At 27.2% G+C, this 22,341-nt stretch carries 17 protein-coding genes; 13 read left to right on the top strand and 4 right to left on the bottom strand.

Features of this window, described 5'->3' with window-relative positions; translation table 11 throughout:
- Window positions 1–171 precede the first annotated feature (171 nt).
- Window positions 172–1,101, bottom strand: a complete 930-nt coding sequence (locus tag HMPREF1092_RS14235) for a DMT family transporter (RefSeq protein ID WP_002599368.1) — start codon at window positions 1,099–1,101, stop codon at window positions 172–174.
- 172 nt (window positions 1,102–1,273) lie between these two features.
- On the opposite strand from HMPREF1092_RS14235, the gene HMPREF1092_RS14230 reads away from it, so the two are divergent.
- Window positions 1,274–1,843, top strand: coding sequence for a helix-turn-helix domain-containing protein (locus HMPREF1092_RS14230; protein ID WP_002599367.1), 570 nt, complete (start codon window positions 1,274–1,276; stop codon window positions 1,841–1,843).
- 173 nt (window positions 1,844–2,016) lie between these two features.
- Here HMPREF1092_RS14230 and HMPREF1092_RS14225 read toward each other — a convergent pair whose 3' ends face one another.
- Window positions 2,017–2,871 (bottom strand): AraC family transcriptional regulator, encoded by an 855-nt coding sequence (locus HMPREF1092_RS14225; protein ID WP_002599366.1) that lies wholly within the window; start codon window positions 2,869–2,871, stop codon window positions 2,017–2,019.
- A 181-nt stretch (window positions 2,872–3,052) separates the two neighbouring features.
- On the opposite strand from HMPREF1092_RS14225, the gene HMPREF1092_RS14220 reads away from it, so the two are divergent.
- From HMPREF1092_RS14220 to HMPREF1092_RS14190, 8 genes are all read left to right on the top strand, one after another.
- A complete protein-coding gene (locus HMPREF1092_RS14220) occupies window positions 3,053–3,946 on the top strand; it encodes a carbohydrate ABC transporter permease (RefSeq protein ID WP_002599365.1) in 894 nt (297 codons plus the stop codon).
- Between the two features lie 12 nt (window positions 3,947–3,958).
- On the top strand, window positions 3,959–4,852 hold the full coding sequence (locus tag HMPREF1092_RS14215) for a carbohydrate ABC transporter permease (protein ID WP_002599364.1): 894 nt from the start codon (window positions 3,959–3,961) through the stop codon (window positions 4,850–4,852).
- Window positions 4,853–4,954: 102 nt separating this feature from the next.
- Window positions 4,955–7,114 (top strand): 1,3-beta-galactosyl-N-acetylhexosamine phosphorylase, encoded by a 2,160-nt coding sequence (gene gnpA, locus HMPREF1092_RS14210; protein WP_002599363.1) that lies wholly within the window; start codon window positions 4,955–4,957, stop codon window positions 7,112–7,114.
- Window positions 7,115–7,131: 17 nt separating this feature from the next.
- On the top strand, window positions 7,132–7,290 hold the full coding sequence (locus HMPREF1092_RS17295; RefSeq protein WP_002599362.1) for a DUF6903 family protein: 159 nt from the start codon (window positions 7,132–7,134) through the stop codon (window positions 7,288–7,290).
- A 135-nt stretch (window positions 7,291–7,425) separates the two neighbouring features.
- On the top strand, window positions 7,426–8,775 hold the full coding sequence (locus HMPREF1092_RS14205; RefSeq protein ID WP_002599361.1) for a carbohydrate ABC transporter substrate-binding protein: 1,350 nt from the start codon (window positions 7,426–7,428) through the stop codon (window positions 8,773–8,775).
- Between the two features lie 139 nt (window positions 8,776–8,914).
- Entirely contained in the window at window positions 8,915–9,997 is a 1,083-nt protein-coding gene (locus HMPREF1092_RS14200; RefSeq protein ID WP_002599360.1) for an ABC transporter ATP-binding protein, read from the top strand.
- A 24-nt stretch (window positions 9,998–10,021) separates the two neighbouring features.
- Window positions 10,022–10,972 (top strand): BadF/BadG/BcrA/BcrD ATPase family protein, encoded by a 951-nt coding sequence (locus tag HMPREF1092_RS14195; RefSeq protein WP_002599359.1) that lies wholly within the window; start codon window positions 10,022–10,024, stop codon window positions 10,970–10,972.
- Between the two features lie 95 nt (window positions 10,973–11,067).
- The gene (locus tag HMPREF1092_RS14190) at window positions 11,068–12,564 is read left to right on the top strand and encodes a UDP-glucose--hexose-1-phosphate uridylyltransferase (RefSeq protein ID WP_002599358.1); all 1,497 of its coding nucleotides are present in this window, start codon (window positions 11,068–11,070) and stop codon (window positions 12,562–12,564) included.
- A 239-nt stretch (window positions 12,565–12,803) separates the two neighbouring features.
- Here HMPREF1092_RS14190 and HMPREF1092_RS14185 read toward each other — a convergent pair whose 3' ends face one another.
- Together HMPREF1092_RS14185 and HMPREF1092_RS14180 are read right to left on the bottom strand one after the other, a co-directional pair.
- On the bottom strand, window positions 12,804–14,429 hold the full coding sequence (locus tag HMPREF1092_RS14185) for a DUF11 domain-containing protein (protein ID WP_002599357.1): 1,626 nt from the start codon (window positions 14,427–14,429) through the stop codon (window positions 12,804–12,806).
- A gap of 120 nt (window positions 14,430–14,549) precedes the next feature.
- Window positions 14,550–15,047, bottom strand: coding sequence for a DUF11 domain-containing protein (locus tag HMPREF1092_RS14180; protein ID WP_002599356.1), 498 nt, complete (start codon window positions 15,045–15,047; stop codon window positions 14,550–14,552).
- 442 nt (window positions 15,048–15,489) lie between these two features.
- On the opposite strand from HMPREF1092_RS14180, the gene HMPREF1092_RS14175 reads away from it, so the two are divergent.
- The 4 genes from HMPREF1092_RS14175 to HMPREF1092_RS14155 all read left to right on the top strand — a co-directional run bounded on the left by HMPREF1092_RS14175 (window position 15,490) and on the right by HMPREF1092_RS14155 (window position 22,092).
- Entirely contained in the window at window positions 15,490–18,675 is a 3,186-nt protein-coding gene (locus tag HMPREF1092_RS14175) for an SH3 domain-containing protein (RefSeq protein ID WP_002599355.1), read from the top strand.
- Between the two features lie 801 nt (window positions 18,676–19,476).
- On the top strand, window positions 19,477–20,475 hold the full coding sequence (locus tag HMPREF1092_RS14165) for an ABC transporter ATP-binding protein (protein WP_002599353.1): 999 nt from the start codon (window positions 19,477–19,479) through the stop codon (window positions 20,473–20,475).
- 2 nt (window positions 20,476–20,477) lie between these two features.
- A complete protein-coding gene (locus HMPREF1092_RS14160; protein ID WP_002599352.1) occupies window positions 20,478–21,296 on the top strand; it encodes an ABC transporter permease in 819 nt (272 codons plus the stop codon).
- Between the two features lie 4 nt (window positions 21,297–21,300).
- The gene (locus HMPREF1092_RS14155; protein ID WP_002599351.1) at window positions 21,301–22,092 is read left to right on the top strand and encodes an ABC transporter permease; all 792 of its coding nucleotides are present in this window, start codon (window positions 21,301–21,303) and stop codon (window positions 22,090–22,092) included.
- The last annotated feature ends 249 nt before the right edge of the window (window positions 22,093–22,341 follow it).

Here is a 22,341-nt window from a genome sequence, read left to right as displayed (position 1 = left end):
AATTATCTATTTTATTGTTAAGAAATTTTTGAATTTAAATGGAATTATAGAAATAAAGATTTTAATCTATTATTTATCCATATTAATTTAATTATTAGTAGGTTAAATAAGTAGTAGGAAATGCAATGAAAAAATTAATAGCTTTTATATGTATATCACTAATTATATTTTTTATTTTAAAAATGAATTTACTATCATTCCTATAATTATGATTATTATTCCAATTAGTGAAAGTCCTTTTGGAAAACTTCCATGTAAAAATATAATTGATCCTACAACAGTAAATACAACCATGCCAGCTTGTGTTGATTCTACGGCTGCTAAAAGGGATAAGTTATGTTTAGCTTTTGTAGTAGCAAAGAAGAATGTTATTGTAGCTATTACACCTGAAAATAAAGCTAATATTAAAGCTTGTACAAAGTCTATTCCTGATATCATTCCATTATTAGCTCCTCCTATAATTACTAATATTATTGCAATTGGCATACTAACAAGTGTTACTCCCAAGGATCTTTGAAAGCTATTTATTTTATCACCACAAACCTCCATAAGTTTCCTATTACCTAATGGATATAAAAATGCGGATATAGCTACAGGAATAAATCCTTTTAAAATAGAACTTATAGACATTGTTTTAGCTTCGTTTAATTGCATTATGATAACTCCAATTAATATAAAACTTGAAATTATTAATCTTTTTACAGGAATTTTTCCTCTTTTTAATTCAGTTTTATTATTAATAATAACAGGAACGTAAAATAAAGGTGATAGTAACAAACCTGCTATTATAGTAATTTGCCAACTACTTGCTACAAGCCATGAAGGAGCGAAGTTTGATGACATAGTTAATAATATGTAAAATCCTATACCAGATAAATTTCCCCAAAGCATCCATTTTAAAAAATCTTTTTTTATTGCTTTTAGAAGTGATTTTACTTCTCCTCTAAAAAAGACAATTAAAAATAAAAATGGTAATGCTAATATAAATCTTAATGAAGCAGTCCATTCCCAGCTAATTCCTCCAGTTCCCATAAGTTTAGTAACAACAAAAGTTGCTGAAAAGAACATTGATGATAATAGTCCTATAAATATTGCACTCATATATAGTTCTCCTTTCTTTAAAGTAGTTTGTGTATATTATAATATATAAAAAAGTTTTATTTGTAAAGTATAATATACAAAAATATGATTTAAGTATATTATCTTATACTTTTTAAAAGGAATATATTATAATATAATTTACATAAAGAAAATTTGTTAGGAGATGTTTAGATTGAATATAAATGAGGTATCATCTAAAAAATTTGTATCTAGAATTGGTCAGTCTATAAATAAATTAAGAAGTAATAAAAATCTTACAATAGAACAATTAGCGAATAACATTGGGATTAGTAGGCTTACTCTTTCTAAGATAGAGCATGGAGATGCAAATCCAACTATAAATATACTTTGGAAAATATGTAGTGAATTAGATATAACTTTAGCAGAATTAGTTGATTATAAAGAAGAAATATCTTTATCTAAAGCAAATTCTGTTCATGACTTAGAAAGTAGTGATAAATCTTTTAAAATAGATTTTGTTTTTAGAGAAGAAAAGGCAAATTCAATTGAAACATATAGAATATATTTATCTGAAAATAATAAAACTATGCTAACTGAAAAGCATAATAGTGGTAGTATTGAGATTGTTACTGTTATGAAGGGGAGAGTCTTAATTACTATTGATGATAAAGAGTTTGAGCTAGATGAATTTGATTCTTTAAAATTTGAAGCTGATAAAAATCATTCTTATAAGAATTTAAGTGAGGGAACTACTATATTAAACTCAGTTATTAAATATTAGTTTGAAATATTTATAAAATATAATTTAGAGACATAGTTAAAAAGTCTATAAACTAAATTGACTTAGTTTATAGACTTTTTTATATTAGATTTTAAAATTAAAATAATATATTTAGTTAATCATTAAATATTAAAAATGGTTTATATTAACCTAGAAAATGTTTACATAAAGATTTAATGAGTATTCTTATATTTTTTAGGAGATATTCCTGTAACTTTTTTAAACATATGGCTAAAATAAGATGAGTTTGAGAAACCAACTATAGTTGATATATCTCTTATTGAAAAGTTTGTTGTAGATAAAAGATTTTTAGCTTCATCTATCCTCTTATTTATAAGATAATTTATAGGAGATGTCCCCATTTGTTTTGTAAATGTATGAACTAAGTGATATTTATTTAAATAGCTTAGGTTTGCTAAGTAATCTAATGTTATATGTTCTGAATAATTTGTATCAATATAATTTTTTATTTTTATACATTCTAAATTTAATGAGTCATTTCCCTCTTCTTCTACTTTTAATTCTTTCTTTGTGTTTCTAAGAATGTAAAGTATAAATAATGTCAATATACTTTTACAAGCAAGTTCGTAATTATAAGGTTTATTTTCTATTTCTTCAATGAGTAAATTTAAATAATCTAAGACTTGATTATCTTCTCCGTAATTAATTACTTTATATGAATTATTTGTTGTTTCTTCTAATGTTATCTTATGTGGTTCAAAGGTATTTAAAACAATGTTATCTATTCCTAGAACTATATATTCTAAAGGATCATCTGAAATTGTGGACTTTTCTGTATGCAAGCAATTTGGATTTATTATTATTAAATCTCCTCTTGATACATGTAAAGACGTATCAGCTAGCTGAAAGCTTCCTTTTCCTCCAGTTATATAGAAAATTTCTGTAAAAGGATGAAAATGAGCTGTACTATGCCAGTCTGTATCACATTTAGACTTACAAATATACAAGAGTTTATAGTTGAAATTTAAAATAGATTTCTCTTGTATAGAATAACGTTTACTTCCCATATAAATTCCTCCAAAACCATAGAAAATATTAAATTTAGCTTCATTATAACATAATCTGGAATTTAAGTATATTGTTATCTTGCACAACATTTTTATTAAATATCGCAATATATTTATTGTGTAAAAGATTTCATTAAATGTATAATTTAACCATAGCAACATCTTGAAGGGGAGTGAATTTATGAAGGACAAGATTATGTCAAAAAAGTTTTTTGTTTGGGCTTCAGTATTACCAGCAGTAATATTATTTGTTGTTTTTATGGTTATCCCAACAATTAATGTATTTTGGATGTCCTTATTTAAATGGGGAGGTCTATCTAGCAATAAGAAATTTGTTGGCTTAGACAATTTTAAAATATTACTTAAAGATGAGAATTTTATAAAATCTTTTCAAAATACTCTTTTATTATTAGTTGTAGTTACAATTGTTACTATGTTATTAGCAATTATAGCAGCAGCAATCTTATCTAGAGAAAATGTAAAATTTAAAAATTTCTTTAGAATAGTTTTTTATTTACCAAATATTTTATCAGTTGTTGTAATTTCAGCTATATTTTCTGCCATATTAGATCCAAACAGAGGAATAATAAATGAGTCTTTAGGTTTTTTAGGATTAGACTCTTTAAAGAGAATGTGGCTTGGAGATCAAAAAGTAGTTATTTGGTGTATAGCAATAGCAATGATTTGGCAAGCAGTAGGTTATTACATGGTAATGTATATGGCAAGTATGTGTAGTATACCTGAAAGTTTATACGAATCAGCAGAACTTGAAGGGGCTTCAAAGATAAAGCAATTTTTCCAAATAACTTTACCTCTTATATGGAATATTATAAGAACAACTTTAACTTTCTTTATTATAAGTACAATGAATTTAAGTTTCTTGTTTGTAAAAGTTATGACTAGTGGAGGACCAGATGGTTCATCAGAGGTTTTATTAAGCTATATGTATGGACAGGCTTATACTAACTCTTCTTATGGATATGGAATGGCAATAGGTGTAACTATATTTGTATTCTCATTTGGATTATCACTTTTAATAAATAAGGCAACTAAGCGTGATGTTATAGAATTCTAGGAGGAAATTAATATGAAAAAGCTTAAAGAGATGTCATCAGATAAATTATATAGATTTTTTATATACTTTTGTTTAAGTGTATTTGCATTAAGCATATTAGTTCCAATTGGTTGGTCTATAATGTCGGCATTTAAGCATAAGTCAGAATTTTATGGAAACCCTTGGGCACTTCCAGAAGGATTATATTTTGAAAACTTTATAAAAGCATTTAGAGATGCACATATGGGTGAGTATTTTATAAATTCATTAATAATAACAGGTCTTGCTTTAATAATTCTTTTAGTTGTGGCAATACCAGCTGCATATGTACTTTCAAGATTTACATTTAAATCAAGCAAGTTTTTAAATGGATTATTTGCAACAGGATTATTTATAAATGTTAACTATATTGTTGTACCTATATTTCTTCTTGTATTAGATGGAGAAAAGGTAGTTAGACAGATTTTTTCAATAGCAGCAAATGCTTCTGTATTTTTAGATAGTAGAATTGTTGTAAGTCTTATATATGCGTCAACAGCACTTCCATTTACTATATACCTTTTAACAAGCTATCTAAAATCTTTACCAAAAGCATATGAAGAAGCAGCTTATATAGATGGAGCTTCTTATTTAAAAACACTTATACATGTAATAATTCCAATGGCAAAGCCAAGTATAATAACTGTAATTTTATTTAATTTCTTAGCTTTTTGGAATGAATATATAATTGCATTAACTTTGCTTCCTAATAAATCAAAAACTTTACCTTTAGGATTAATAAATTTAATGCAAGTTCAAAAGACTGCAACAGATTATGGTGCAATGTATGCAGGACTTGTAATAGTAATGATTCCTACAATAATTCTTTATATGTTAGTTCAAAAGAAATTAACTGAAGGAATGACCGTTGGAGGAATAAAAGAATAATAATTATTAGAATTTTATAAGAGATAGATTATTAATAAGATAAATAACTTTTAGTAGTAAAAATATATTTTTATGGGGTTAATTGAAATGGAGGGTTTTTAAATGAATAAGAAAGGAAGAGTTACAATACCCACAGATGATAGTTTTATTAAAGAAACTATGGAAATAGTTGAAGCATGGGGTGCTGATGCTATTCGTGATTGTGATGGATTTAAATTACCAAAAGAAATTAAAGGTATAGCGGAAAAGATTTATTCAACTTATTTTGTTGCTAGAGGAGATAATGAATGGGCAAATAAAAATAGAGATGAGCTTCAACAAACTTATCTTATGACAAAACATATTTTAGCAACATGTGATACTTTAGAAATAGATATAATGGATGGATATTTTAAGGAACAAGTAGTTCCAGATAGCACTCATGATATAAAGAAATTTTGGGAAGTTATTGATAGAACTATTGAAGAAGTAGTTTCTATTGAGGATTGGTCTTATGATAAGGAAAATCAAAAAGTATTAATAAAAAATACTAAGCCTTGGCATGAATATACTGTTTCTTTCCTTGCTTATTGTATTTGGGATCCAACTCAAATGTATAATCACATAACTAATAATTGGGGAGATAAGCCTCATGATATTCCTTTTAATGTAAGAGGAAAGAAAACTAATGAATATATTTTTAAAGCTATGCACAAATGGCTTGATGAACATCCTGATACTGATGTAATTAGATTTACAACTTTCTTCTATCATTTCACTTTAGTATTTAATAATCTTGCAAAAGAAAAATTTGTTGATTGGTTTGGATATAGTTCAAGTGTAAGTGCTGAAGCTTTAGAAGCTTTTGAAGAAGAAAAAGGATATAGATTAAGACCAGAAGATATTATTGATAAAGGATATTATAACAGTACTTTTAGAGTTCCAAGCAAAGCTTACTTAGACTTTATGGATTTTCAACAAAAATATGTAGCTGAAAATGTTAAAAAATTAGTTGATATAGTTCATGAACATGGAAGAGAAGCAATGATGTTTTTAGGTGATAACTGGATTGGAACAGAGCCTTATGGAAAATATTTTGAAAGTATTGGACTTGATGCAGTAGTTGGTTCTGTAGGAAATGGAGCTACTCTTAGAATGATTTCTGATATTCCAGGAGTTAAATATACAGAAGGAAGATTTTTACCTTACTTCTTCCCTGATACTTTTTATGAAGGAAATGACCCAACTATTGAAGCTAGAGAAAATTGGTTAACTGCAAGAAGAGCAATTATGAGAAAACCAGTTGATAGAATTGGTTATGGAGGATATCTTTCTCTTGCTTATAAATTCCCTAAGTTTGTAGATTATGTTGGCAAAGTTTGTGATGAATTTAGAACTATATATGAAAATATTAATAATACAAAACCTTATTGTGGGTTAAAGGTTGCAGTATTAAATTCTTGGGGAAAACTAAGAACTTGGCAAACTCACATGGTAGCACATGCACTATGGTATAAACAAATTTACACTTATTTAGGAGTAATTGAAGCTTTAAGTGGAATGAGTGTAGATGTTAATTTTATAAGCTTTGATGATGTTAAAAAAGAAGGAATAGATAAAGATATAGATGTTATCTTAAATGTTGGAGATGCAGGAACTGCCTTTAGTGGAGGAGAAAACTGGAGAGACGAAAAATTAGTTTCTACTTTAAGAGAATGGATTTATAATGGCGGAGGATTTATAGGAATTGGAGAGCCAACAGCAGAACTTTATGGAGGACATTTCTTCCAGCTTTCAGATGCTTTAGGAGTTGATAAAGAACTTGGATTCTCATTAAGCACAGATAAATATTTTAAAGATGAAGTAGAAAAACATTTTATAACTGAAGATGTTAAGTCAGAAATTGACTTTGGTGAAGGAATGAAAAATGTTTATGCAACTAAAGAAAGTACTGAAATTATTTGTAATAGAAATGGAGACTTAATGCTTAGTTCAAATGATTATGGAAAAGGTAGAGCAATTTATATTGCGGGACTTCCATATTCAACTGAAAATACAAGAATTCTTTATAGAAGCCTTTATTATGCAAGTCACAAAGAAAATGAAATGAAAAAATGGTATTGTGATGATATGAATTGTGAAGTATCAGCTTATTTAGAAGAAAATAAATATGCAATAATAAATAATTCAAATGAAGAAGTAGAAACTTTTGTTTATGATGGAGAAGGAAAGGCACAATTAGTTTTAATGAAGCCAGCAGAAATTAAATGGATAGAAATTTAATTTAAGGTGGGAATAATATGGTCAAAAATATAATTAAATTAATCTGTTTCATAATTGCCATGATATTAGTTATAAAAGGTGCAGCTAACACTGGATATATGGGAGTTTTCATGATGGTAATAGGTGTGCTAATTATAATAGGAGAAATATATTTATATAATAAAAAATACACATAGCAACATGGTTATATAAAAGAACAATATTCTTATATAACAAACGTTTACAAAAGGTTAAAATATAGACATAAATTGTTATATATTTAAAATATCTTGTTAATTGTTATTTATTAGTAGGTTGATGGAGGAGAATTTATGAAGAAAAGAAGATTAATATGTTTATTAAGCGCACTAATCATGGGAACATCATTAGTGGCTTGTGGTGGAGCAGCAGGGGACAAGGCTGAAGGGTCTGGTGAAAACAAAGTTTTAAAAATAGCTGCTTTTGAAGGTGGTTATGGTAAAGAATATTGGGAAACTTTAAAAGAAAAATTTGAAGCTGCAAATGAAGGTGTAACTGTAGAGCTTACAGTTAAATCAAATCTTGAAGAAGTAATTAGACCTCAAATCCAATCTGGAAATGTACCTGATTTAGTATACTTAGCAACTGGTAGAGAAGATGCATTAACTGAAACATTTATAAAAGAGCAATCTTTACATGATTTATCAAATATGCTTGAAAAAACTGTTCCAGGTGAAAATGTAAAGGTTAAAGATAAAATGTTACCAGGATTTTTAGCTACATCTGCTACTAATCCTTACCCAGATGGAAAAACTTATTTAGCACCTCTTTTCTATAGTCCAACAGGATTATTCTATAATAAAGGATTATTTAAGGAAAAAGGATATGAACTTCCAAAAACTTGGGATGAAATGTTCAAATTAGGAGATAAAGCTAAGAAAGATGGAATAGCATTATTCTCATATCCAACTTCAGGATATTTTGATGGAGCTATGGGTGCAATGCTTGCAGGAGCAGGTGGAGTTGAAGCATTTAATAAAGCTATGAATTATGAAGAAGGATTCTGGAAAACAGATGAAGCTAAAACTGTATTAGAAACTATAGGCAAAATGAAAAATTATTTAGAGCCAACAGTAGTTGCTAATGCAAATGCACAAGGATTCAAAAATAATCAACAATTAATTTTAGATAATAAAGCTTTATTTATACCAAATGGAAGCTGGTTACCAGATGAAATGAAAGATGCTCCAAGAAAAGATGGATTTGAATGGGGGTTCATGGCTTATCCAGCATTTAAAGATGGCGGAAAATCTTATGCTTACAACTTCTTAGAGCAAATGTATATTCCTAAAGATGCTGCAAACAAAGAACTTGCAGAAGATTTTATGGCTTATATGTATAGTGATGAAGCTGTTAAGATAATTGCTGAAAAAGCTAAAGCTGTTGTACCAGTTAAAGGTTCTATTGATTTAGCTAAAGGTTCATTAACTGACTTACAAGTTGAACTTTTAAGTGTTTATGACAAAGGTGCAGAGCCAGTAATGGGATCTTTTGTTGCAACTGAACCAGTTGAAGGATTAAACTTCACTGATATCTATATGGGAACTATAGATTCAATAATGACTGGTGATAAAACAGTTGAAGATTGGCAAAAAGCTTTAGTAGAAGCAAGTGAAAAGCTAAATAAAGCTATAATCAAATAGTTAATTAATAATTCAATAGGGATGTCTTTATATAGACATCCCCTTTTTAATAAATAAAACTTAAAATTTGTGATTTAAAGAGAAATTTAAATTATAAATTTTAAATTTTAGATAAAAAATTATATTAGGGGGAAATTTTATGGCAAATTTATCTTTAAAAAATATACAAAAAGTTTATGATAATGGATTTAAAGCAGTTAATGATTTTAATTTAGAAATAGAAGACAAGGAATTTATAGTTTTTGTAGGGCCATCAGGATGTGGTAAATCAACAACTTTAAGAATGATAGCAGGACTTGAAGAAATATCAGGAGGAGAACTTTATATAGGAGATAAACTTGTTAATGATGTTGCTCCTAAAGATAGAGACATAGCAATGGTTTTCCAAAACTATGCTTTGTATCCTCATATGAGTGTTTATGACAATATGGCATTTGGATTAAAACTAAGAAAAGTAAATAAAGAGGAAATAGATAAAAAAGTAAAAGAAGCAGCTAGAATATTAGATTTAGAACATCTTTTAGATAGAAAACCAAAAGCACTTTCTGGAGGTCAAAGACAGAGAGTTGCAATGGGAAGAGCTATTGTAAGACATCCTAAAGTATTTTTGATGGATGAGCCTTTATCAAACCTTGATGCTAAGTTGAGAGTTCAAATGAGAACTGAAATTTCAAAACTTTCTAAGCAATTACAAACAACTTTTATTTATGTAACTCATGACCAAACTGAAGCTATGACATTAGGTACAAGAATAGTTGTTATGAAAGATGGAGTAATTCAGCAAGTTGCAACTCCAAATGAAATTTATAATAATCCTAAAAATATGTTTGTTGCAGGATTTATAGGAAGTCCTCAAATGAATTTTATAAAAGGCTTAGTAAAAGATGAAAAAGGAAAAATAAAAATAGATATTTTAGATTCAGAAATTGAATTTGAAGGAGAAAAAGCTAAAAAGCTAAAAGATTTAGTAAATAAAGAAGTTGTAGTAGGGATTAGACCAGAAAATATAAACTGTTTAGATAATGGTAAATTTTCTGCTAAATTAGAGGTTTCAGAAAACCTAGGAGCTGAATTATATATTCATACAAAGATTGAAGACCAAGTAGTTGTAATAAAAGAAACTAATACTAGTTATTCATGTAAAAATGGAAAAGTTAATTTTGATTTTGATTTAAGTAAATTACATGTATTTAATAAAGAAACTGAGGAAACAATTTTTTAAATTTTAATAAGGGGGATATTGAGAATGTATTATTTAGGAGTAGATGGTGGAGGAACTAAAACAAAATACATTTTAGTTGATGAAGATTTAAAGGTTCTTTCAGAAATAGAAAGAGGGACAACTCATTTACATCAAATAGGAATTGATAATTTAAAATTAGAAATAAATGAGGGAATAAAAGAAGTTTGCAGTAAAGGAAATATAAATAAAGAAGATTTAAATTATATATTTTTAGGCATTCCTGGATATGGCGAAAGTGAAAATGATAAAAAAGAGATTGAAAAAGCCATAGGAGAGGTTTTAGAAGGATATAACTATAAAATTGATAATGATAGTGTAGCTGGTTGGGCAGCAGGAACTTTATGTGAAACTGGAATAAATATTGTTGCAGGAACAGGAAGTATAGCTTTTGGAATGAATGATAAAGGAGAAGGAGCTAGAGTAGGTGGATGGGGTCCTAATATTGGTGATGATGGAAGTGCTCATTGGATTGGATTAAAAGTAATAAATGAATACACTAAGCAAAAGGATAATAGACATGAAAAAACTGTTTTAGTTGATATTATAGAAAAGGAAAAAGACATAAAAGATTATTTTGGAATAGTAGATCTTGTATTTAATAAATATAAGCTTTCAAGAACAGAGCTTGCTGGTTTTTGTAAATTAGGTAAAATTGCAGCTGATAATGGTTGTAAAGCTTGTAAAGATATATTTAGACAAGCTGCTTATGAGCTTTTCTTACAAATAAAAGCTTTAAGAACAGAACTAAAAATAGAGGAGGAGTTTGTCCTTTCATATACAGGTGGAGTATTTAAAGCAGAGGAGTTTGTATTAGAGCCGTTAAAAGAATATTTAGATAAAGAAAATATAAAATATATTCTTATAAAGCCTAAACTTGAACCTTGGCATGGAGCTGCTTTAATGGCTTATAAACTAGGTGGAAATGAGGTATTAGAAGGAAAGCTTTTTAAATAAATATATTATATAAGTTTAGCTTTAGAAAAATAAAGAGTAATATTTAAAAATTATATTAGAATTAAATAGTAGTTAGGTTAAAAGAAGGTGTTATTATGGAAAATATCTATGAGTGGGTGGCTAGGCTCGTAGACTATGGATTTGAAAATCAACTTTATTTAGAAGAGGACATAATTTATACAAGAAATAAGATATTAGAATTATTAAATCTAGATGAATATAAAGCAATGGAATACAAAAAAGAAAACTATAATATAGAAGAGATATTAAATAAATTATTAGAATTTGCTATAGAAAAAGGAATTATAGAAGATTCAGTTACAGAAAGAGATAACTTTGATAGTAGATTAATGGGAGTACTTTTAGGAAGACCTTCAGAAATAATAAATATGTTTAATAAAAAATATTATAATAGCCCTGAAAGAGCAACAGATTATTACTACGAATTAAGTAAAAAATCAAATTATATAAGAGCTGAAAGAATAAAAAAAGATTTAAAATGGAAGGTTCCAACTGAATATGCTAATTTAGATATTACAATTAATATGTCTAAACCAGAAAAGGATGTTGCTGAAATTGAAAAACAGGCTAAGATGGAAAAAGGTGATTATCCTAAGTGTTTACTTTGTAAGGAATGTGAAGGCTATGTAGGAAGATTTAATTATCCAAGTAGGAGTAATCACAGAATAATTCCAATAGAATTAAATAATTCTAAGTGGTTTTTTCAATATTCACCTTATTCATATTTTAATGAGCATTCAATAGTTTTAAGTGAAAGACATATCTCAATAAAAATAGATAGAAATACTTTTATTGAACTTTTAGATTTTGTAGATAAATTTAAGCACTATTTTATAGGTTCAAATTCAGAGCTTCCTATAGTTGGAGGGTCAATACTTTCTCATAATCATTATCAAGGAGGAAAATATAAATTCCCAATAGAAAAAGCAGAAGTTTTAGAAGTTTATAAGATGGAAGAATTTAAATCTCTAGAGCTTAGAAGGATTAAGTGGCCTTTATCAACTATAAGACTAGTTGGAAAAGATAAAAAAGGAATAGTTAATGCTTCAGAAAAAATATTAAACATTTGGAGAGAATATTCTGATGAAGAGCACGAAATTATTTGTAAAAGTGAAGGAGAAATTCATAATACAATAACTCCAATTTGTAGATTTAAAAATGGAAATTATGAAATGGACTTAGTTTTAAGAAATAATAGAAGGTCAAAGGAGCATCCAACAGGAATATTTCATCCACATAAGGAATATCATCATATAAAAAAAGAAAATATAGGTCTTATAGAAGTTATGGGACTTGCTGTTTTACCTTCAAGATTAAATTCTAATATGGATTTAATGAAAGAATATTTATTAAAAAGAAAAGATAGTAGTGAAATAGAAATTCACAAACCTTGGTTAGATAGAATTATTCAAAGATACAATATGATTTATGAAAATGAAGTTGATAATATCTTAAAATATGAAATTGGAGTAGTATTTAAAGAACTTTTAGAAAATTGTGGTGTTTTTAAATGTGATGAAAAAGGGGTTAATGGATTTAATAAATTTATTAATATTATTTGCAAAAAATAGTTTTCTATCTCATTACACTTCATATAACAAAAGGACTTTTTCAAAATTGAAAAAGTCCTTTTTTATTTTAAAAATTAAGCTTCATTGTGAGAATGTTATTTAAATTTATTTAAGGAGGTTAACATAGTTTAATATTTTAATTAATTTATAAAAGTTCAATAAGGATTTATTTGAAAATAAAAATTAGTATAGTATCTTTATTATTTAAATTTAATTTTTAGATTTAATTAAAAATGAGTTTAAGCGAGTACAATACCTCTAATTAATATTGTTTTATTTGCGCCATTTGCAAGTGTACCTAAATTAATAGTACCAACATTGGCAACTAAATTAAGAGTTTGCCAAGTAGCTCCATTATCTAATGAGTATTCTATATTAGATAAGTTAAGAGGAGCTGTATAGGTTAAAGTAACTGGAGTTGCAGTTGAAGGTCCATTATTTACTGCATTTACAGTATAGACTAAAGTTTCACCTATCATTACTGGATCTGGGCTAGCAGAAACAGTTATTGCTAAATCAGCTAAAAGTGAAATTGTACTAATTACTGTTGCAGAGTTATTAGATAAATTAGGGTCAAATGAATTACTTGTTACACTGGCAGTGTTAGTAATTATACCAATTGCTGTATTAGATACAGTACCTCTAATTAATACTTTTTCTGAAGCTCCATTATTAAGTGGATTAAGATTTAGAGTTCCTGTCCAGTTAGTCCAAGTAGTTCCATTATCTAATGAATATTGCGGATTAGTAACTGTATTTGGAATATTATCTGTTAAAACTATTCCATTAGCAGTTGAAGGTCCATTATTAGTTATAACTAAAGTATAAGTTAATTGTGAACCAACAGCTACTGGTTCAGGATTTGCTTGTTTTGTTATAGCTAAATCTGAAACTGGAGTAATATTAGTTGTTGTTGTTGAAGTGTTATTAGATAAATTAGGATCATCAGTATCAGAACTTACAGTAGCAGTATTAGTAATTGAACTAGTACCATTAGTACATACTGTTCCTCTTAGCAAAACTGTTGAGGATAATCCACTAGCTAAAGAACCTATATTTACTGAACTTGTCCAGGGATTCCATGTGAGACCAGCATTAGTTGAATATTCTGGAGTTGAAAAGCAAGCTGGAACATTATCTGTTACTATTATATTAGTAGCTGTAGAAGGTCCATTATTAGTTATAACTAAAGTGTAAATTAATTGTGCACCAGCATGTACTGGACTAGGATTAGCAGTTTTAACTATAGATAAATCTGCTAAAGGAGAAACAGTTGTAGTTGTTGTAGCTGAGTTATTAGATAAATTAGGATCTAAAGTAGTACTAGTAACAGATGCAGTATTAGAAATAGTTCCAGTAGCAGTTGCAGCAACAGTTCCTCTAATTAATACAGTTTTAGTTGAACCATTAGTAATAGTTCCTAAAGGTAAAGTTCCAAGCCAAGTATTCCAAGTTACTCCATTATCTAATGAATAACTAGGAAGTGTAACTGTAAGTGGTAAAGTGTCAGTTAAAATTACACCAACTGAATCTGAAGGTCCATTATTTTTTATATTTATAGTGTAAATTAAAATTTCACCAGGATGAACTGGGTCAGGGCTATCAGTCATTGTTAAAGCTAAATCTGCTGTAAGAGTAATAGCAACTGTACTTACAACAGTATTATTAAGTGGATTTGGATCCGTAACAGGACTTGATATATTAAAAGTACTTATTACAGATGTCAATCCAACATCTAATAGTTCTGGAGAATCTTCAGTTACTTTATTATTAATGCTTTTTAAAGAATCAAGTTCTTTTGCATTATCTTTAATTTCTTCACTTAAAGATTTTTTTGGAATTTCTATTAAAGAATTCTTTTCCATTTTTATATCTCCTTTAAATTTTTTTATACTATATAATATTCAAATTTATAAAATAGGTTACATAATTTTAATTATTATAAATTATAAAAGTTTTCATAAAAAAATTTGGATTAATAAAATTTAGGATTCTTTTAAACACGAATTATTGCAAGTACAACTTGAGTTATTACAATTTGAATTACAAGAGCTTGGATTAACAGCAGTTGTTACTGTTGCACTATTATTAGATAAATCAGGGTCAGTAATTAAAGGATCTAAAGAAGTTACAGAAGCAGTATTAGTAATTGAACTAGTACAACTAGAGCTTACAGTTCCTCTTAATAAGACAGTTATAGATAATCCAGGAAGTAAAAGAAGTAAATTTACTGAACCTAGCCAAGGAAGCCAAGTAATCCCACCATCAATTGAATATTCTGGTGAAATCATTCCAGTTGGAAGAGTTTCTACAAGTAATACATTATCAGCTGGTAGAGGCCCATTATTAGTTATAACTAAAGTGTAAGTTAAAATATTTCCTACATCTACTGGGTCAGGACTAGCAGAGCCAACTATAGCTAATTCTGCATTTAAAAGAGCAGCCTTCGATTCAGGATTTGAGTTGTTATCTATTTTTTCCATTTGTGTTCACCTCATTTGTAAATTTATATACTATATAATATTTAGACTTAATATAAAAGTTACATAATCTAAATTCTATAATTATTTTCAAATAATTTAAAATTTTACTAGATTGATTAATATATAAAGATTAAATTTTTATATAAACTAAATATTATTTTAAATTTAAATATATTTTCTAATTAGAAATATGTAAGTTTAAAAAATAATAGTTAAATAATAAAAAAAATAAGGTGAATTAAATATTTTCATCATGAGCTTAAGCAAATTTAAACGTAAGAAAATCTAAATATATTTTATATATAATTTTTCCTATTATAAAGTTTAATAATATATAAACATGTTTTTAAAATTATTGGAGGGTTTATAAATATGTATTATAATTAAAATGTTTTGAAAATTTTTTAATTACATTAAAATTTATATATTTTGGAGGAGAATGATGAAAAAAGTTAATAACAGAAGAAAAAAAGCCGCAATAGCAATTTCAGCAATAGTATTATCTAGTATGATGTCACCAGCTGTATCTTCTTTTGCTGACACAATACCAGCTAATACTAATACTACAAATAAGGTGACAACAAATTATATGCCTGTTGTAAAGGCTCATAACAATTCAACGAAAACACAAAAGGACTCAGAGTCTAAAATAATAGGTGCTGCATTAACTTCAAAGACAGATTATGCAGATGGACAAGTTGTAGTAAATTCATTACATACTCAAAATATAAATTTTGATGGAGAGTATTCTAAAACATTTACTACAAATGGAGCTACTGTACCTAATGGATATGAAGTAATAAAGACTACTATAAATGGAGTTGAAGTTCCAAACTCTACAACTTACAGAATTAATTCTGATAAACATGTACAAGTTGTAGATAATAATGGACAAGTTCAAAAAGAAATTAAAGGACTTCATGAGCAAGGTAAAGATGTACAAGTAGTTTATACAGTAAGTAAAATAAAAGAATCAAATAAAAAAGAGACAAAACAAGTACAACAACCTAAACAAGTACAACAAAAAAAACAAACAGATAAAAAAATTAATGAAGCTCAACTTCAAGAGTTAAGAGCTACAAATTTTGCAGCAATAACAAATGAAAGCTTACCAATTAGAGCATTAGTAACACCAAATATCTATACAAATGTTCAATATTCTCAAACATTAGATGAATATGTTGCTGGAGAAATACAAAATTATATGGCTTGTCTAGGAGTTTCAAGTTTAAGTCAATCTCAAATACAAGAATTAACTAATGCAATAAATCCAGAAGATTCAAAAGTTATGTATCAATTCTTAAAAGTTAATACTTTTAGAAATGTAAATGAACAAGCTTTAGCTAACTTACTTCAAGGTAAAGGAGTATTTTCTGGACAAGCTCAAGCATTTATAGGAGCAGCGAGAAAATATAATCTTGACCCCGTATACTTCTTATCTCAATCAGCACTTGAAACTGGATGGGGTACAAGTAACTTTGCAAATGGAATTACAATAACTCAAATAGCAAATACAAATGCACCAATTTATAATAGTAATGGAGTTATAGTTGGATACCAAATGATTAATTTACCACATCCAACTACAGTTTATAATTTATATGGAATAGGTGCTTATGATGCAAACGCTAGTTTCCCAAATAAAACTACTATTTTAGGAACTACTTATGCATATAATCATGGATGGACAAGTATTTCAAATGCTATTTATGGAGCAGCACAATTCTTATCAGTTAACTATATTCATAATACAAATATAGCTCAAAATACACCTTATGAATTAAGATATATAAATGCTCCAAATGATGATATGTGGCATCAATATGCATCAGATATTCATTATGGATCTTTAATAGGTTCTATAATTGAACAAAATAAATGGGTTTATGCACCAGGAGACACATTTACATTTGCAATTCCTCAATTTGCATCTTCAAGCTCTTCAGGAATGAAAACTGTAAATGAAACTGGTAATGTAAATGTAAATCCAGGTTCTTCATTAAATGTTAGAAGTGGAGCTTCTACATCTGATTCAATTATAGGTTCATTACAAGCAGGAGCTCAAGTTACTATAATAGGAAAAGTAAATGGATGGGATAAAATAGTATATAATGGTGGAGTTGGATATGTTTATGCAGAATATATAAATAATGTTCAAACAAATACTCCAAATAGTGGAATAAATGTAACTCCATTAAATATGAAAGGTGTTATTGATTTTAGTGGTGGACCATTTACTTATATAACTTCAAGACCAGATTGGAATAACTCAGGAGTAGGTTCATTATATAATGGAACTGATGTAACTATAACAGGAGAGTATGGAAATTGGTATAGAATAAATTATAATGGTGGTTCAGCTTGGGTTTGTAAAGATAGAGTAGATACACAAATAAAATCTTTAAATATGCAAGGAGTAGTAGATTTTAGTGGTGGACCATTTACTTATATAACAAAACAACCAAACTGGAATAATTCAGGAGTAGGTTCATTATATAATGGAACTCAAGTAACTATAACAGGAGAATTCGGAAACTGGTATAGAATAAATTATAATGGTGGTTCAGCTTGGATTTGCAAAGACAGAGTAGATACAAATATAAAAACTTTAAATATGCAAGGAATAGTAGATTTTAGTGGTGGACCATTCACTTATATAACAAAACAACCAAACTGGAATAATTCAGGAGTAGGTTCACTATATAATGGAGATGTAGTAACTATAACAGGAGAATTTGGAAACTGGTATAGAATAAACTATAATGGTGGTTCAGCTTGGATTTGCAAAGATAGAGTAGATACAAATATAAAATCTTTAAATATGCAAGGAATAGTAGATTTTAGTGGTGGACCATTTACTTATGTAACATCAAAACCAAATTGGAATAACTCAGGATTAGGTTCTCTATATAATGGAGATGTAGTAACTATAACAGGGGAATTCGGAAATTGGTATAGAATAAACTTTAACGGTGGTTCAGCTTGGATTTGTAAAGATAGAGTAGATACAAATATAAAAACTTTAAATATGGAAGGAACAGTAGATTTTAAAGGTGGACCATTCACTTATATAACATCAAAGCCAAATTGGAACAATTCAGGAGTAGCTCCATTATATAATGGAACTCAAGTAACTATAACAGGAGAATTCGGAAACTGGTATAGAATAAAATATGATGGTGGTTCAGCTTGGATTTGTAAAGATAGAGTTCAAACAATGCCAACTTCAGGTGTTGTAAACTTTGGTGGAGGAGATTTCACTTATATAACAAGACATCCAAATTGGAATAATGATGGAGTAGGTGCTTTATATAATGGTACTGAAGTAAAAATAATTTCAGAATCAGGTTCTTGGTATGAAATAGATTATAATGGAGGAACTGCTTGGATTTGCAAAGATAGAGTAGATACATCAGGAAACTTCCTTATGAATAAAGTAGGAACAGTAGATTTTAAAGGTGGACCATTCACTTATATAACAAGACATCCAAATTGGAATAATGATGGAGTAGGTTACTTAAATAATGGAACTAGAGTAACTGTAACAGGTAAACTTAATGGATGGTACAGAATAAATTATAATGGTGGTTCTGCTTGGATTTGTAAAGATAGAGTAAGTTTTAATTAATATAAAAAAATGAGTGTCTAAAGTGATTATATATCCTTAAGACACTCTTTTTTTTATTATATAATTAGTGGAATAGAGGAGTTTTATACTCCACGTTTGGTTATAAGATATTTAAAGAATAGTATTATTACGCAGTAATATTTTAAGCTATAATAATACTATTTATTCATGGTAAAATTTAGTTTGTGACTAAATACTTATTTAAATTTGTTCCAATTATTATGCTTCCAAATAAGCTAACACAAAATATTATTAATATATTGAAATATGAATTTGTATTTTTAGTAAATAAAATTAAACTTAATAGAGTTAGTAAAAAGCCAAGCAAAAATTGCATTAAAAATGAAATTCTTAAATAAGTAGTTTTATTTATAACTTTTCGTTTAATATTAAGCCTTTTCTTTTGGAGTGTCTTTCCAATATAACCAGTGAAAATTAGGAAATTTGATAATGTAACAGAGCTTTTTATAATAGCTATAAATGGTATAAATATAAAAGAAAAAGCCATTATTAATGATAAAGCGTACATAAACATTAAGATACCTCCTAACAGTTATTAATATAAATATATTCAAAAAAATTAATTCCGATTACAATTAAAATTAAAAAGAAAAATAATTAATTATTTAAGTAAAGGAGAAATATAATATTACGATATATATATTATATTTTAAAATTTAGGTGTAAAATAGTTAATGAAAACATTTAAATTGAGATAAATATTTATTTAATAAAAGGGGGGATTAATATTGTTTATGGAAACGATTCCTAAAGAGTTACAAAAAATAAGGGGGGATAATAATGATAGTTGTAGAGAATTTAAGTAAGGATTTTAAAATTAAAATTAAAGAGGAAGGATTGAAAGGAGCTGTAAAAGGATTATTTAGTAACAAATGTGAAATTAAAAGTGCTGTAAAAGATATATCTTTTACAATAAATGAAGGAGAAATTGTTGGATATATAGGTTCTAATGGAGCAGGAAAATCAACCTCTATAAAAATGATGACAGGAATTTTAACACCTACTAAGGGAAGAGTTATTGTAAATGGAAAAATTCCATATAAAGACAGAGAAAATAATGCTAAAGATATAGGAGTGGTATTTGGACAAAGAACTCAATTGTGGTGGGACATTCCTCTTAGAGAAACCTTTAAAATTTTAAAGGTAATTTATGATATTAATGATGATGAATTTAAAGAAAAAATGAAATTCCTAAATGATATTTTAGAGCTAGAAGAATTCATAGAAAGACCTGTTAGAACACTTTCTTTAGGACAAAGAATGAGAGCAGATATTGCAGCTTCTTTAATTCATGGGCCAAAGGTTTTATATCTAGATGAGCCTACTATAGGACTTGATGTAGTTGTTAAAGAAAAAGTTAGAGATGCTATAAAGCTTTTAAATGAGAGATATAACACAACAGTAATATTAACAACTCATGATTTAAGTGATATTGAGGAACTTTGCAATAGAATAATAATTATTGATAAAGGAATGAAGCTTTATGATGGAACTTTAGAAGATATAAAAAATAAGTTTGGGTCTGATAAAATTTTAAATATAAAAATTAAAGAGCATATAGAAAATAAATTAAATATAAATGAGATTCTTAATTTAAGTGAAGAAGATTTACAAGAAGAAATAAAAGATAAAGAGATAATAATAAAATTCAATAAAAATAAGACAACTTCCTCAGAGATTATTAGCAAAATAATTGATAAAGTAAATATTATAGATTTTGCAATAAAAGAAACTACTCTTGAGGAAATAATAAAGAAAATATATAAAGATGAGGTGTAAATATGAGTATTTGGGAAAAGAACAAAATATATTTAGCCTTTTCTATAGGAAGTTTAAAAAGAAGTATGGCTTATAAGGCTAACATATATATGGGGACTATAGGAAATATATTAATAGTCAGTGTTACATTTTTTCTATGGAAAGCTATATATAGTAGCTCTTCAAAAAGTGTTATGAATGGATTTAATATAAATGATATGCTTGTATATGTAATGATAACTTTTGTAATATCTTTAATAACATTTTCTGATTGTAAGTTTATTGTAGGAGATGAAGTTCGAGATGGTTCTATAGCAATGGAGCTTATAAAACCTATAAATTATAGAAAAAGAGTTATGTTTATGAACTTTGGTGTGTTTATGTATAATTTTATATTTCTATTTTTGCCAGGGTTTATAATAGTTACAGCATATTCTTTCTATAAAGGAATACACATAGGAATTATGCAAATTATATTATTTTCAGTAAGCATATTTTTAGGATTTTTAATAAATACTTATTACAGCTACATGTTTGGTCTTTTATCATTTAAATTTTATAATATTTGGGGCATAAGCCAAATTGCACAGGCTATAGTTATGCTTATTTCAGGTTCTTTAATACCTTTAACTTTTTTTCCAAGTATAATTGCACAAATATTTAGTATATTACCTTTTAGTTCAATAATATATACTCCAGCTATGATATATTTAGGAAAATATAGTACATTTGATTCAATAAAAGCTATAATAATTCAGCTTATATGGGTTTTTATAATGTCTGTTTTATCAAAATTAGTTTGGAATAGATTAGCTTATAAATTGACTATACAAGGGGGCTAAAATAATGAAGAGATATTTATATGTGTATAAATGCTTTTTAAAGCAATATTTAAAAACTTTAATGGAATATAGAGAAGATTTTTTATTTGGACTTTTTGGTTTTTTATTAATTCAAGCTACATCTCTTATTTTTATAAATTTAATATTCAATAATATACCAGCTTTAAAAGGGTGGACTTTAAATGAAATTCTATTTATATATGGTTTTTCTCAAATTCCAAGAGGAATAGACCATATATTTACTGATTATCTTTGGATGTTTAGTGGAGGGTCTATTGTTAAAGGAGAAGTAGATAGATATCTTTTAAGACCTTTAAATCCATTATTTCAAGTTATAGCAAACAGATTTCAACCAGATGGGTTTGGAGAGCTTATAATAGGATTTATTCTTGTAATATATTCAGGAATGAAATTAGGATTAACAGTTAATTTCATTATGATTATAGCCTTTATAATTGCAGTTATAGGGGGAGTATTTATATATACAGGAGTAAAGCTTATAACAGCTTCAATGGCTTTTTGGATTAAAAATAGTTTTCAATGTGTTAGGATGGGATATGAACTTGGAGGATTTGCAAAATATCCTGTTAGCATATATCCAGGAGGAATAAGAGGAATCTTAACATTTATAGTTCCATTTGCTTTTACAGGATATTATCCAGCTGCATATATGCTTAATAAAGAGTCATTCTTTAAAGGAATTATATTAACATTTATAGTAGGAGTAATATTTATTTGTGTTGCATACTGTGTTTGGCTTAAAGGATTATCAGCTTATGAAAGCTCAGGAAATTAGAATTAGTATATAAGATTATTTTATAGATTTAATACAATTTACTTTAATATATTTTATATAAATATTGTTTTTAATTTTAGTTATATATAGTTTATTTATAATAATTTTTTATTTAATATGATTAAAACATTTTAGTATATATAAAAATTAAATTAAGAAATAAAAATAGAATAGATAGAAAAAAAGCCGTAAATAGAATACAATGTGAAATTTACGGCTTTTATTTTGAAAGATTAATTATGAATAAAG

It is taken from the genome of Clostridium thermobutyricum, assembly GCF_000371465.1.
Lineage (GTDB): Bacteria > Bacillota > Clostridia > Clostridiales > Clostridiaceae > Clostridium > Clostridium thermobutyricum.
The sequence above is the reverse complement of the archived record's forward strand: the minus strand, read 5'-3'. Positions and strand labels throughout refer to the sequence as shown.

Excerpts from the sequence above, each read along its gene's own strand:
- HMPREF1092_RS14175 (WP_002599355.1), top strand. The coding sequence starts at position 15,490 with ATGAAAAAAGTTAATAACAGAAGAAAAAAAGCCGCAATAGCAATTTCA.
- HMPREF1092_RS14185 (WP_002599357.1), bottom strand. The coding sequence starts at position 14,429 with ATGGAAAAGAATTCTTTAATAGAAATTCCAAAAAAATCTTTAAGTGAA.
- HMPREF1092_RS14155 (WP_002599351.1), top strand. The coding sequence starts at position 21,301 with ATGAAGAGATATTTATATGTGTATAAATGCTTTTTAAAGCAATATTTA.
- HMPREF1092_RS14205 (WP_002599361.1), top strand. The coding sequence starts at position 7,426 with ATGAAGAAAAGAAGATTAATATGTTTATTAAGCGCACTAATCATGGGA.
- HMPREF1092_RS14215 (WP_002599364.1), top strand. The coding sequence starts at position 3,959 with ATGAAAAAGCTTAAAGAGATGTCATCAGATAAATTATATAGATTTTTT.
- HMPREF1092_RS14190 (WP_002599358.1), top strand. The coding sequence starts at position 11,068 with ATGGAAAATATCTATGAGTGGGTGGCTAGGCTCGTAGACTATGGATTT.
- HMPREF1092_RS14220 (WP_002599365.1), top strand. The coding sequence starts at position 3,053 with ATGAAGGACAAGATTATGTCAAAAAAGTTTTTTGTTTGGGCTTCAGTA.
- HMPREF1092_RS14165 (WP_002599353.1), top strand. The coding sequence starts at position 19,477 with ATGATAGTTGTAGAGAATTTAAGTAAGGATTTTAAAATTAAAATTAAA.
- gnpA (WP_002599363.1), top strand. The coding sequence starts at position 4,955 with ATGAATAAGAAAGGAAGAGTTACAATACCCACAGATGATAGTTTTATT.
- HMPREF1092_RS14180 (WP_002599356.1), bottom strand. The coding sequence starts at position 15,047 with ATGGAAAAAATAGATAACAACTCAAATCCTGAATCGAAGGCTGCTCTT.
- HMPREF1092_RS14195 (WP_002599359.1), top strand. The coding sequence starts at position 10,022 with ATGTATTATTTAGGAGTAGATGGTGGAGGAACTAAAACAAAATACATT.
- HMPREF1092_RS14200 (WP_002599360.1), top strand. The coding sequence starts at position 8,915 with ATGGCAAATTTATCTTTAAAAAATATACAAAAAGTTTATGATAATGGA.
- HMPREF1092_RS17295 (WP_002599362.1), top strand. The coding sequence starts at position 7,132 with ATGGTCAAAAATATAATTAAATTAATCTGTTTCATAATTGCCATGATA.
- HMPREF1092_RS14225 (WP_002599366.1), bottom strand. The coding sequence starts at position 2,871 with ATGGGAAGTAAACGTTATTCTATACAAGAGAAATCTATTTTAAATTTC.
- HMPREF1092_RS14235 (WP_002599368.1), bottom strand. The coding sequence starts at position 1,101 with ATGAGTGCAATATTTATAGGACTATTATCATCAATGTTCTTTTCAGCA.
- HMPREF1092_RS14160 (WP_002599352.1), top strand. The coding sequence starts at position 20,478 with ATGAGTATTTGGGAAAAGAACAAAATATATTTAGCCTTTTCTATAGGA.